11 protein-coding genes are annotated in these 12616 nt (G+C 75.3%); 1 reads left to right on the forward strand and 10 read right to left on the reverse strand.

Annotated features, from left to right (window positions below; all coding sequences use genetic code 11):
• Window positions 1-61: 61 nt before the first annotated feature.
• Both IF99_RS0113145 and fmt read right to left on the reverse strand, forming a co-directional pair.
• Window positions 62-1516 (reverse strand): RsmB/NOP family class I SAM-dependent RNA methyltransferase, encoded by a 1455-nt coding sequence (locus tag IF99_RS0113145; protein ID WP_030996620.1) that lies wholly within the window; start codon window positions 1514-1516, stop codon window positions 62-64.
• 200 nt (window positions 1517-1716) lie between these two features.
• Window positions 1717-2649, reverse strand: a complete 933-nt coding sequence (gene fmt, locus IF99_RS0113150; RefSeq protein ID WP_030996621.1) for a methionyl-tRNA formyltransferase — start codon at window positions 2647-2649, stop codon at window positions 1717-1719.
• A 401-nt stretch (window positions 2650-3050) separates the two neighbouring features.
• Here fmt and IF99_RS0113155 point away from each other — a divergent pair, with 401 nt between their 5' ends.
• Entirely contained in the window at window positions 3051-3578 is a 528-nt protein-coding gene (locus tag IF99_RS0113155; protein ID WP_030996622.1) for a hypothetical protein, read from the forward strand.
• A gap of 112 nt (window positions 3579-3690) precedes the next feature.
• Here IF99_RS0113155 and IF99_RS0113160 read toward each other — a convergent pair whose 3' ends face one another.
• From IF99_RS0113160 to IF99_RS0113195, 8 genes are all read right to left on the reverse strand, one after another.
• Complete coding sequence (locus IF99_RS0113160) at window positions 3691-5844, reverse strand: primosomal protein N' (RefSeq protein ID WP_030996623.1); 2154 nt, start codon at window positions 5842-5844, stop codon at window positions 3691-3693.
• 137 nt (window positions 5845-5981) lie between these two features.
• Window positions 5982-7196: a methionine adenosyltransferase gene (gene metK / locus IF99_RS0113165; RefSeq protein ID WP_030996624.1), complete on the reverse strand. Its 1215-nt coding sequence runs from the start codon at window positions 7194-7196 to the stop codon at window positions 5982-5984.
• A gap of 270 nt (window positions 7197-7466) precedes the next feature.
• Entirely contained in the window at window positions 7467-8669 is a 1203-nt protein-coding gene (gene coaBC / locus IF99_RS0113170; protein WP_030996625.1) for a bifunctional phosphopantothenoylcysteine decarboxylase/phosphopantothenate--cysteine ligase CoaBC, read from the reverse strand.
• 172 nt (window positions 8670-8841) lie between these two features.
• Window positions 8842-9114 carry a DNA-directed RNA polymerase subunit omega gene (rpoZ, locus tag IF99_RS0113175; protein WP_008748975.1) on the reverse strand — a complete coding sequence of 91 codons (273 nt, stop codon included), beginning with the start codon at window positions 9112-9114 and terminating at the stop codon, window positions 8842-8844.
• A gap of 29 nt (window positions 9115-9143) precedes the next feature.
• Complete coding sequence (gene gmk / locus IF99_RS0113180; RefSeq protein WP_030996626.1) at window positions 9144-9740, reverse strand: guanylate kinase; 597 nt, start codon at window positions 9738-9740, stop codon at window positions 9144-9146.
• 85 nt (window positions 9741-9825) lie between these two features.
• Window positions 9826-10149: an integration host factor gene (locus IF99_RS0113185; protein WP_007829338.1), complete on the reverse strand. Its 324-nt coding sequence runs from the start codon at window positions 10147-10149 to the stop codon at window positions 9826-9828.
• Between the two features lie 447 nt (window positions 10150-10596).
• Window positions 10597-11433: an orotidine-5'-phosphate decarboxylase gene (gene pyrF, locus IF99_RS0113190; protein ID WP_030996627.1), complete on the reverse strand. Its 837-nt coding sequence runs from the start codon at window positions 11431-11433 to the stop codon at window positions 10597-10599.
• On the reverse strand, window positions 11430-12539 hold the full coding sequence (locus tag IF99_RS0113195; protein WP_030996628.1) for a quinone-dependent dihydroorotate dehydrogenase: 1110 nt from the start codon (window positions 12537-12539) through the stop codon (window positions 11430-11432). The genes pyrF and IF99_RS0113195 overlap by 4 nt, the downstream gene beginning before the upstream one ends.
• Window positions 12540-12616 lie beyond the last annotated feature (77 nt).

Below are 12616 nucleotides of genomic sequence, written 5' to 3' on the forward strand. Positions count from 1 at the left end.
CTCACACCCGGGCCCTTCTTGCCCCGCTTCGCCCCGCCGTGGACCGCCGCGCGGGGCGCGCTCACGCGGTGCGCCGCACCAGGGCGAGGTACATCGCGTCCGTTCCGTGCACGTGCGGCCAGAGCTGGAGGTCGGGTCCCTCGCCGGTGAGCGGGACCTCGGGGAGCAGCGCGGGGGCGTCGAGGAGCTCGGCGCCCGGCCACTCGTCGAGGACGTCGGCGACGACGGCGCGGGTCTCGGCGAGGTGCGGCGAGCAGGTCGCGTAGCCGACGACGCCGCCGATCCGCACGGAGCGCAGCGCCTCGTGCAGCAGGGCGCGCTGGAGCGGCGCGAAGCTGTCGAGGTCCTCGGGGCGGCGGCGCCAGCGGGCCTCCGGGCGGCGGCGCAGGGCGCCGAGCCCGGTGCAGGGCACATCGACGAGGACGCGGTCGAAGGTTTCCGGGCGCCACGGCGGGCGGGTGCCGTCCGCCGTGACGACCTGGTACGGGCCCGGGGTCCCCGCGAGGGCGCGGGCGACGAGCCCGGCGCGGTGCGGCTGCTTCTCGGCGGCGACGAGACGCGCGCCGCGCTGGGCGGCGAGCCCGGCGAGGAGCGCGGCCTTGCCCCCCGGCCCGGCGCAGGCGTCGAGCCACAGGGCGTCGCGGCCTTCTACGGGGGCTTTGGCCAGGGCGAGGGCGACGAGCTGGCTGCCCTCGTCCTGGACCCCGGCCTCGCCGTCGCGCACGGCGGGCACGGCGCCCGGCTCGCCGCCCTCGGTGAGGCGGACGGCGTACGGGGACCAGCGCCCCGGGAGGGCGCGCTCCTCGCCGAGCGAGTCGAGCAGCGCCTCGGCGTCGGTACGCCCCGGGCGGGCGACGAGCGTGACCTCGGGGCGCTCGTTGTCGGCGGTGAGGAGGTCCTCGATGCCGCCGCGCGGGCCGCCGAGCGAGTCCCACAGCGCGGAGACGACCCAGCGGGGGTGCGAGTGGACGACGGAGAGGTGCTCCTCGGGGTCGTCCTCGAAGGGCGGGGCGACCTCGGCGAGCCAGGCGTCGAGGTCGTTGCGCGCGATGCGGCGCAGGACGGCGTTGACGAAGCGCGAGCGGCCGTCGCCGAGGACGACGCGGGCCAGCTCGACCGTGGCCGAGACGGCGGCGTGGGTGGGGATGCGGGTGCCGAGGAGCTGGTGGGCGCCGAGGCTGAGCACGTCCAGCACGGGCGGGTCGACCTCGCGCAGGGGGCGGTCCACGCACGCGGCGATGATCGCGTCGTACGTGCCGCGCCCGCGCAGGGTCCCGTAGACGAGTTCGGTGGCGAGCGCCGCGTCCCGGGCGTCGAAGCCGCCCTTCTCGCGGGCTTCGCGCAGGAGGGCGGGCAGGACGAGGTTGGCGTAGGCGTCGCGCTCGTCGACGGCGCGCAGGGCGTCGAAGGCGAGGACGCGGACGGGGTCCTTGCGCGGCGCCCGGTGCGGGCGCCCCTTGCCCCGGCGCGGACTGCTGTCGGGACCGGCGGCGGCCCGGGAAGGCTGGTCGTTCAAAGGTGCGTGCTCCACTGCGTGCTGCGGCGCGGCCGCTGCGGGCCCGCCCGGGAAGAGGCCGCCCGAACGCGGGACGGCTGCGCCCAGGGTACGGGCCGCCCCGCCGGGCCACCCACCTCCCGCCCCTCCGGCGGCTGCCGAGGGGGACGGGGGCAGCCTCACAAGGCCGCACCCCCAAGACGGCCGCAAGGGAAAGGCCGTCAGCCTCCCAGCGTCTCCCCCACCGCGGGCCGGACGCCCCGCGCCCAGTCCGCGGCACGCATCGGCTTCTTGCCCTGGGGCTGGACCCAGCCCAGCTCCACGGGGTGCGAGCCCGTGCCGACGTGGACGCTGTTCTTGCCCGCGCGGATCTCACCGGGCGCGAGGGGCGGGACCTCGGGGGCGGGCGTGAGCGAGACGAGCTTGAGGCGTTCGCCGCGGAAGAGGGTCCAGGGCCCCGGGGCGGGGGTGCAGGCGCGCACGACGCGGTCCACGCGCAGCGCGGGCGCCGTCCAGTCGACGCGGGCGTCCTCGACGGTGAGCTTGGGGGCGAGCGAGACGCCGTCGGCGGGCTGCGGCACGGGCTTGAGGCTGCCGTCCTCGATGCCGTCCATCGTCGCGGCGAGGAGCCCGGAGCCCGCGAAGGCGAGGCGCGTCAGGAGGTCGCCGCTCGTGTCGGTGGGGCGCACGGTCTCGGTCACGGTGCCGTAGACGGGCCCCGAGTCCAGCCCCTCCTCGATGAGGAAGGTGGAGGCCCCGGTGATCTCGTCGCCCGCGAGCACGGCGTGCTGCACGGGCGCGGCGCCGCGCCAGGCGGGCAGGAGCGAGAAGTGCAGGTTGACCCAGCCGTGCGCCGGCACGTCGAGCGCGACGCGGGGCAGCAGGGCCCCGTAGGCGACGACGGGGCAGCAGTCGGGCGCGATCTCGCGCAGCCGGTCGAGGAAGGACTCCTCGCGCGGCTTCGCCGGCCGCAGGATCTCGATCCCCGCCTCCTCGGCGCGCTGCGCGACGGGGCTCGCCACGAGCCGCCGCCCGCGTCCCGCGGGCGCGTCGGGGCGGGTCACGACGGCCACCACCTCGTGGCGCTCCGATGCGATCAGCGCGTCGAGCGCGGGTACGGCGACCTCCGGCGTCCCTGCGAACACAAGCCTCATGAATCCTGAACTTCCCTCACACCCCGGCCCGACAAGAGCCCCCATCCTAGGGCCTGGCTTCAATCTCGCCTCGTCGCCCGCAGGGCGGCCAGGCGGGCGTCCGGTGGCACCGGCGCGGCTGTCGCTCGCGGGCGCTCGCCCCGTACTCACCGCGGGTCCCGCGGTTCCTGACGAAACGCCCGCCATTCCCCGCGCACTCGTGGTTAGCGGGGAGCGCGCGCGGTACCGCCCCACGCCCTCCCCCGTGACCCCTTCCGGCGCGGCGCGTTGTCAAAGCAGCGTTGACCGTGGGCGGACGCAACGACCCGCCCAGGGCGGCGTCCCCTCAGTCTCAGCAGTCCTTTTCTCACAGTCCGATGCGGGCCCGCGGGCCCGTCAACGCCGGTTCGAGAGGCTTGCACATGGCCGACCACGCCACCCACGACGCCCAGGCACGGGCCAGCCTGCACCTGTTGGTACGGGACATCGAGCGGGTCCGCAGGCAGGTGGACGCGCTCCGCACGCTCACCGCCCAGCTCGGCAACGTCTACCGCCCGCGCCGCACGGGACCCTCCACCGGTTTCGTCGTCTACGGGCGCGCTCCCGCCCCGACCGTGCGGCTCGCGCAGGAGCTGCGGGACAGCGTCGAGAGCCTCGTGACCGCCGCCGTCGACTTCGACCGCTCGCTCGGCTTCTCCTGGGACGCGGTGGGTTCGGCGCTCGGGGTGACGAAGCAGGCCGTGCACCGCAGGTACGGGACGCGCCGGGCCACCCCGGCTCCGGCCCCGGCCGAGGAGCGCCCCGAGCGGGACGCCGCCGCCGTGCCGGAGCGCGCGGTGACGCCCACCGTGCCCGCCGCCCGTGCCATGCCGACGCAGCCGACGGCGTCGCGCCAGGACGTGCGCGAGGAGCCGCGCCAGAAGGCGCTCCCCGGCCCGCGCCACGCATAAGGCGCCTCCTTCGCACGCTGAGCCCCTTCACCCGGTCCGGGGGAAGGGGCTCAGTCAGTGCCTGGGGCGGCCGGCGCCGACCGCCCGGGTGCGGGACGCGGCCGGTCCCGGCTCAGCCGATGTCCGGCGGGTCGATCCGTACGAGGAGCTGCTCCGCCCCCGTGTCCCGCCGCGCGAGGCGGGCCGCGCGAGCGGCCTTGAGGGCTTGCGCGAGGCGGGTGCCGCCGCCGAGCGGGACCCGGACGAGCGCGCGGTTCCACTGCTCCCCCGGAGGGGGCCCGCCCGGCCGCCGCGGCCGGCCCGGTGGGGTGACGGGAAGCGGTACGGGGCCCAGGATCTCGGCCTCGGGGGGCAGTTCGGCCTCGGCGAGGAAGGCGGAGACGACGGCGGGGGGCCCCGCGACGGCCGCCATGCGCGAAACGGGCGGGAAGCGTCGTTCGGCCCGCTCCTCCAGCTCCCGCAGCGCGTGCCCCACGGGGTCCCAGCGGACGAGGGCCTGCACGGGCCGCAGGGTCGGCTCGGCGACGACCACGACGGTCCCGCCCGCGCCCTGTCCCCGCACCAGCGCGGCCGCGTCCAGCCAGCGGCGCAGTGCCTCCTCCTCCGCGCGCAGATCGGGCCGCGCGAGCTGGGCCCAGCCGTCGAGGAGCAGCGCGGCGGCGTACCCGCCGTCCGCGACGGGCTCGGCGCCCGGCGTCGAGACGACGAGCGCGGGAGTGCCCGGCACGGTGTCGAGGACCTGCTCGCGCCCCGAGGTGCGCACCGGGACGTCGGGGAAGGCGCGCCCCAGTTCCTCGGCGGTACGGCGCGCGCCGACGACCCGCGCGCGCAGCCGGTTCCCGCCGCACGCCTCGCAGCGCCAGCCGGTCTCGGTGCGCCCGCACCAGCCGCACGTGAGCCGCTCCGCGTCGGGGGCCTCCAGGGGACCGGAGCACTCCCGGCAGCGGGCGGGCTCGCGGCAGCGGTCGCAGGCGAGCCGCGGCGCGTAGCCGCGCCGGGGCACCTGGACGAGGACCGGGCCGTGGCGCAGCCCGGCGCGCGCGGTCTCCCAGGCGAGCGAGGGCAGCCGGGCCGCGCGTGCGGCGGGGTCGCGGGCCACCTCGGTGTCGCCGATGGTGCGCACGCGCGGGGCGAGGGCGCGGGTCGTGTCGCGGGAGGCGGCGAGCGGGTGCGCCCAGCCGCCGCGTACGAGCTGCGCGGCCTCGACGGTGCAGCCCACGGAGCCGAGCAGGAAGGCGGGCGCCGCGGGCCCCTCCGCCCCTGCCTCGCGGGTCGCGCGGAGCACGAGGACTTCGCGGGCGTGCGGGTAGGGCTGGTGGATCTCGCTGTGGCTGCTGTCGCCGTCCTCCCACACGGCGACGAGCCCGAGGTCGCGGACGGGGGCGAACATCGCGGCGCGCGTGCCGATCGCGGCGCGGACGGCACCGCGGTGGACGGCCAGCCAGGAGCGGTAGCGCTCCTCGGGCCCGGTGTCGGCGGTGAGCACGGCGTGCTGCCCGGGGCCGAGGAGCCGGCCGAGGGCGGTGTCGAGGCGCGCCGTGCTGCGGCCGTCGGGGAGGACGACGAGGGCGCCGCGCCCCGAGGCGAGGGTCGCCGCGACGGCGCGGGCGAGCTCGTCGGCCCACTGGGGTCCGGGCAGCGCGGTCCACACGGCGCGCGGCGACTCCCCCGCCGCGAGGGCCTGGAGGAAGCCGGGCCCCTGCGGATAGCGCTCCCAGCTGTCCGGGGCGGGAGCGGGCGGCGGGGGCGGCGGCTCGGGGAAGGCGGGGGTCTCGGCCTTCGCGAGGCGCGGCGGGACGGCGAGCTGGAGCACGTCCGCGAGGCTGCCCGCGTACCGCTCGGCGACCTGGCGGGCCAGGGAGAGGAGCGGCGGGGACAGGACCGGCTCTGGTGAGACGACCTGGGCGAGCGCGGCGAGCGGGCCCTGGTAGTCGGAGACGGCGACGCGCTCGATGAGGTAGCCGTCGATGAGCCCCCCGCCCTCTCTGCGCCCGCCCCGCACCTGCCCCTTGCCGGCCCCGAAGCGCACGCGCACTCGTACCCCCGGCTGCGCCTGCGCGTCCAGTTCGGCGGGCACGGCGTAGTCCCAGGTGCGGTCGAGGTGGACGACGCCCTTGTTCACGAGCACGCGGGCGACCGGGAGGTGTTCCGCCGTCGCGGCCCCCCGCCACGTGCGCGGCTTGGCCTTCGGTGGCCGCGCCTTGCGCACGCTCTCCCGGATCAGGGCCAGTTGTTCGGCCCCGTTCGCCTGATCGTCGCTGCTCACGCCTTCAGATGTACCAGACGCCTCGGACAGGCGGGCGCCGCGTCCGGGAGCGCGGGCCGCCCCCGGAAAAGGCCGGCGGCCCGGGCCGCACGCCGCAGCGTGGGGTCCGGGCCGCGTACGGCGTGCCGGGCGGGCGCCTACAGGCCCGCGGCCTTGCGCAGCGCATCCACGCGGTCCGTCCGCTCCCAGGTGAACTCCGGCTCCGGGCGGCCGAAGTGGCCGTAGGCGGCGGTCTTGGAGTAGATCGGGCGGAGCAGGTCGAGGTCGCGGATGATCGCGGCCGGGCGGAGGTCGAAGACCTCGGTGATGGCGTGCTCGATCTTGTCGACCTCGGTCTTGGCGGTGCCGAAGGTCTCGACGAAGAGACCGACGGGCTCGGCCTTGCCGATCGCGTAGGCGACCTGGACCTCGCAGCGCGCGGCGAGACCGGCGGCGACGACGTTCTTCGCGACCCAGCGCATCGCGTAGGCGGCCGAGCGGTCCACCTTGGACGGGTCCTTGCCGGAGAAGGCGCCGCCGCCGTGGCGGGCCATGCCGCCGTACGTGTCGATGATGATCTTGCGCCCGGTGAGTCCGGCGTCGCCCATCGGGCCGCCGATCTCGAAGCGCCCGGTCGGGTTGACGAGGAGGCGGTAGCCCTCGGTCTCCAGCTTGATGCCGTCGTCGAGGAGCGCCTTCAGCTCGGGCTCCACGACGAACTCGCGGATGTCCGGGGTGAGGAGCTGGTCGAGGTCGATGTCGGAGGCGTGCTGCGAGGAGACGACGACGGTGTCGAGGCGGAGGGCCTTGTCGCCGTCGTACTCGATGGTGACCTGGGTCTTGCCGTCGGGGCGCAGGTAGGGGATGGTCCCGTTCTTGCGCACCTCGGAGAGCCGCCGCGAGAGGCGGTGGGCCAGGTGGATGGGGAGCGGCATGAGGCCGGGGGTCTCGTCGCAGGCGTAGCCGAACATGAGGCCCTGGTCCCCGGCGCCCTGCCGGTCCAGCTCGTCGACGGCGTCGGCGGCCTCGACCCGGCTCTCGTAGGCGGTGTCGACGCCCTGCGCGATGTCGGGCGACTGCGAGCCGATGGAGACCGAGACCCCGCAGGAGGCGCCGTCGAAGCCCTTCTTCGAGGAGTCGTAGCCGATCTCCAGGATCTTCTCGCGCACGAGCTGGGCGATCGGGGCGTACGCCTTGGTGGTCACCTCCCCCGCCACGTGCACGAGACCGGTGGTGATGAGGGTCTCGACGGCGACGCGCGAGGTGGGGTCCTCGCGCAGCAAGGCGTCCAGAATGGTGTCGCTGATCTGGTCAGCGATCTTGTCGGGGTGCCCCTCGGTGACGGACTCCGAGGTGAACAGGCGACGGGACACAACGCTCCCTGGGGTTGCAGCGGCTGCTGGCTGATCATGGGTGAACCGTCCGGGAGCTGCACCCGGGACGGTTCCCCGCCAGTTTATCGGTCACGCGGTGCCATCGGTCGGGGTGTCTCGCCTTTCGGGAGCGCTGTGATCTGCGGCACCGTGTCTGTCGGAGGCATTGTCGGCCGGGGGCCACGCGAGGCGCCAGAGGCCGCGCCGCATTCGGCGCGTCCCTGTCGCCCGCCCGCGAGACGACGACCGGGAGGCGGGACCCGCGTCCCCTTAGCCCAGGCGTGCGGCGACGAGGTCCCACACCGTGTGCGCGAGGCCCTCCTTCGGCCCGTACGGCACTGGGGTCTCGCTGCCGTCGGCGCCGAGGACGACGGCCTCGCTGGACTCGGCGCCGAAGGTCTTCGTCTCGCCGACCTCGTTGACGACGAGCAGGTCGCAGCCCTTCCGGGCGAGCTTGGCGCGGCCGTGCGCGAGGACGTCGTCGGTCTCGGCGGCGAAGCCGACGACGACCTGACCCGCGCGGGCGCGGTGCGCGGAGAGCTCGGCGAGGATATCGGGGTTGCGGACGAGCGCGAGCGGCTCGGGCTCGGCGCCGTCCTTCTTCTTGATCTTCCCGGGGGCGTATGTGGCGGGCCGGAAATCGGCGACGGCGGCGGCCATCACGACGGCGTCCGCCTCGGGGGCGGCCGCGAGCAGCGCCTCGCGCAGTTCGGCGGTGCTCGACACGGGGACGACGTCGACGCCCGCGGGAGCCGCGAGCGCGGTGTTCGCGGCGACGAGCGTGACGCGGGCGCCGCGCGCCGCCGCGGCCCGCGCGAGGGCGTACCCCTGTTTGCCCGAGGAGCGGTTGCCGAGGAAGCGGACGGGATCGAGGGCCTCGCGGGTCCCGCCCGCGCTCACGAGGACATGCCGTCCGCCGAGGTCCCGCGGCGCGTCGGGGCGGGCGAGGACCTGGCGGCAGTACGCGAAGATCTCGGCCGGGTCGGGGAAGCGCCCCTTGCCGGTGTCGGCGCCCGTGAGGCGGCCGGAGGCGGGCTCGATGACGTGGACGCCGCGGCGGCGCAGGGTGGCGACGTTCTCCTGGGTCGCCGCGTGCTCCCACATCTCGGTGTGCATCGCGGGGGCGAGGACGACGGGGCAGCGGGCGGTGAGGAGGGTGTTGGTGAGGAGGTCGTCGGCGAGACCGTGGGCGGCCTTGGCGAGCAGGTCGGTCGTGGCGGGCGCGACGACCACGAGGTCGGCCTCCTGGCCGAGGCGGACGTGCGGGACCTCGTGGACGCTCTCCCAGACCTCGGTGCTCACCGGCTGCCCGGACAGCGCCGCCCAGGTGGCGGCGCCGACGAAGTGCAGGGCCGCCTCGGTCGGTACGACCCGTACCTCGTGGCCGCTCTCGGTGAGCCGCCGCAGCAGCTCGCAGGCCTTGTACGCGGCGATCCCGCCGCTCACGCCCAGCACGACCTTCGGCTTCGTCACCGCTCACTCCCGGCTCGGTCGGGTACGCGTTCCGCGGGCGCACCACCTGATCACGGCGCGACGGGGTGTGCGCGCCGCCTGATCACTCTGGTCCATCACACACCACGGGCCCGGCAGCGGTGCTGCCGGGCCCGTGGTGGAGGCCGACCGGTCGCGCCGGGCGGCCGGGGGCTCACTGGACCGGGTTCTCCGTGGCCTCGGAGGTGAGCAGGCCCGCGTTGATCTCGCGGAGAGCGATCGAGAGCGGCTTCTCGTGGACGTGGGTGTCCACGAGCGGGCCGACGTACTCCAGCAGGCCCTCGCCGAGCTGGGAGTAGTACGCGTTGATCTGGCGAGCACGCTTGGCCGCGTAGATCACGAGGCTGTACTTCGAGTCCGTGGCTTCGAGCAGCTCGTCGATCGGCGGGTTGATGATGCCCTCGGGCGTGGTGATGGAAGAGGACACGCTCTGCCTTCCGACGGGGGAAAAAGAAATCATGAGACGGATGTCAAGGCTAGCAGCTCGCGGGAGACGTCCTCGACCGCCGTGTTGACGAGGGTCACGTCGAACTCCGATTCCGCCGCGAGCTCGACACGGGCGGCGGCCAGCCGGCGCTCGATGACCTCGGGCTCCTCGGTGCCGCGCCCGGTGAGGCGGCGCACGAGTTCCTCCCAGCTCGGCGGGGCGAGGAAGACGAGCCGGGCCTCGGGCATGGAGGCGCGCACGAGGCGGGCGCCCTGGAGGTCGATCTCCAGGAGGACCGGTTCGCCGCGCTCCAGGCGCTCGGTGACGGCGGCACGCGGCGTGCCGTAGCGGTTGCCCGCGAACTCGGCCCATTCGAGCAGCTCACCGTTGGCGACGAGCTTGTCGAACTCCTCGTCCGAGACGAAGAAGTAATGCACCCCGTGCTGCTCCCCGGGGCGGGGCCTGCGGGTCGTGGCCGAGACGGAGAGCCAGATCTCGGGGTGTTCCTTGCGCAGGTGCGCGACGACCGTGCTCTTGCCGACCCCGGAGGGTCCTGAGAGCACGGTCAGCCGTGGACGAGCGTCCGGGGGCACTGCGGGGGACGTCCCCGGGGTTGAAGCAGCCATGAAGCGATTATTCCAGCCCCGGCCGGCTGCCGGGGACGGCGGTGCCGGGGTGCCGGGGGCCGAGACCCCCGGCACCTCACCGCTCTCAGGCCGCGGTGCTGCCGAACTCGCGCTCCAGAGAGGCGATCTGGTTGGAGCCGAGACCCCGCACGCGACGGCTCTTGGAGATGCCGAGACGCTCCATGATCTGGTTGGCGCGGACCTTGCCGACGCCGGGAAGCGACTCGAGGAGGGCGGAGACCTTCATCTTGCCGATGACGTCGTTCTCCTGGCCCTGCTTGATGACCTCGTGGAGGGAGGCACCGGAGTGCTTGAGCCGGTTCTTGACCTCGGCCCGCTCCCGGCGAGCCGCGGCGGCCTTTTCGAGCGCGGCTGCGCGCTGTTCAGGGGTAAGGGGCGGAAGAGCCACGCCTACGTCACCTCGGATGTCGAACTTGTCGGATACGGACCGGTGCGACCGCGGGCGGCTCTCCACCGGGTGAGCGGGCGAACCGGGATCAGCGCACGTCCGCTCTCGACGGAGACTAGCGGCACAGAGGGCCCGAGTCAGCGAGAACAGCGGAAAAGTCCAGGTCAGCTGAGGTTGGCGGGGATATTTAGGGCAAAACATGCCACTTTTCGGGGTGCGGGGCCGAGATTTCCTGGCGCGCGCACCACGGTGCGGGGCCTCGGCGACGCGATCCGGGGCCCCGGCGACGTGATCCGCGGCTTCGACGCCGAAGTCGCGGGGCGCGGAGGGCGCGTGGCGGGAGGCCGCGCGCCTCACCCTCCGCGCCACGAAGGCGTGCGCCCTCCTCCGCCCCGCGAGCCGCACGCCACCCTCCCCGGCCTCGTGCCCCGTCTCCCTGCCCCGGTCTCAGGCGAGGGCTGTCCGGATCTCGTCGGTCAGCCGTTCCGCCGCCTCGCGCAGACCGGCCACCGAGGGCCCCGCGCTCAGAATGCCCCGGCTCACGCTCGGGACGACGTTGCGCGTCTGCTCCCCGAAGAGCGCGGGGAGGTCGGCGGGGGTCGCGCCCTGGGCGCCGATGCCGGGGGCGAGGAGCGGCCCGTTGATCGCGAGGTCCGCCTCCGTGCGGCCGAGGGTCGCGCCGACGACCGCGCCGTAGGAGCCGAGCGGGCTCGCCCCGGCGTTCTCGGCGGCGAGGTGGTCGAGCATCACCTGCGCGAGGCTGCGGCCGTCCGCCGCGCGCGCGGCCTGCACCTCGGCGCCCTCGGGGTTGGAGGTGAGCGCGAGGACGAAGACACCGGCCCCCGAGGTGGCCGCCGCGTCGAGCGCGGGGCGCAGCGAGCCGTAGCCGAGGTAGGGCGAGACGGTGACGGCGTCCGAGAAGAGCGGCGAGGCCGGGTCGAGGTAGGTCGCCGCGTAGGCCGCCATTGTCGAGCCGATGTCGCCGCGCTTGGCGTCGAGCAGGACGAGGGCACCGGCGGCGCGCGCGTCGGCGACGGCGCGTTCGAGCACGGCGAGGCCGCGCGAGCCGAAGCGCTCGAAGAAGGCGGACTGCGGCTTGAGCACGGCGACGCGCTCGGCGAGGGCCTCGACGACGGTGTGCGTGAAGCGCTCCAGCCCGGCGATGTCGTCGTCGAGGCCCCACTCGCGCAGGAGTGCCGCGTGCGGGTCGATGCCCGCGCACAGGGCGCCGCGGGTGTCCATGGCGTGGCGCAGGCGCGCGCCGAAGGGCTCGGGGGTGCTCATGCGCGGGCCTTCCGGGTGTCGGCGCCCACCGCTTCGGCGAGCGTGGCGTACGGGCTGGCGGCGAGGCGCGCCGCGAGGCCCTTCTTGATGCCCCGGGCCCAGAAGGGACCCCGGTAGAGGAACGCGGTGTAGCCCTGGACGAGGGTCGCCCCGGCGAGGACGCGTTCCCAGGCGTCGTCGGCCGTGTCGACGCCGCCGACGCCGATCAGCACGAGGCGGTCGCCGACGCGCGCGTACAGGCGCCGCAGGACGTCGAGGGAGCGGGCCTTGACCGGCGCGCCCGACAGGCCGCCGGTCTCCTGGACGAGGGCGGGCGCGGAACGCAGGCCGAGGCCCTCGCGGGCGATCGTGGTGTTGGTCGCGATGATGCCGTCCAGGCCGAGTTCGACGGCGAGGTCGGCGACGGCGTCGATGTCCTCGTCCGCGAGGTCGGGGGCGATCTTGACGAGGAGCGGTACGCGGCGGTGAGGTACCGCGCGGTCGGCCTCGGCGCGCACCGCGCGGAGCAGCGGGCGCAGCGCCTCGGTGGCCTGGAGGTCGCGCAGCCCCGGGGTGTTGGGCGAGGAGACGTTGACGACGAGGTAGTCGGCGTGCGTGGCGAGGCGGCGGGTGGAGGCGACGTAGTCGGCGACGGCCTCCGCCTCGGGGACGAGCTTCGTCTTGCCGATGTTGACGCCGACCGTCGTGCGCAGGACGGGTCGGCGTGCCGCGAGGCGGGCGGCGACGGCGGCGGAGCCCTCGTTGTTGAAGCCCATGCGGTTGATGACGGCGCGGTCGGCGACGAGGCGGAAGAGGCGCGTGCGCGGGTTCCCGGGCTGGGGTTCGGCGGTGACGGTGCCGATCTCGACGTGGTCGAAGCCGAGCATCGCCATGCCGTCGATGCCGACGGCGTTCTTGTCGAAGCCCGCGGCGAGGCCGAAGGGGCTGTGCAGGCGCAGGCCGAGGGCCTCGGTGCGCAGGCTCTCCGGGTGCGGGTCGAGGACGGCGGCGGCGAGGGTGCGCAGGACCGGGACGCGGGCGGCGAGGCGGATCCAGCGGAAGGCGAGGTGGTGGGCGCGTTCGGGGTCCATGCGCCGGAAGAAGAGGCGGAAGAAGAGTGCGTACACGTAAGGGGTCCGTCCGGGTCGGCGGGGCGGCGTGGCGGCTGGGTCGCGGGGTGCGGGTGGGGCGGTGCGGGGGCGGG

The organism is Streptomyces sp. NRRL F-5630 (assembly GCF_000719475.1).
In the GTDB taxonomy this organism is placed as follows: domain Bacteria; phylum Actinomycetota; class Actinomycetes; order Streptomycetales; family Streptomycetaceae; genus Streptomyces.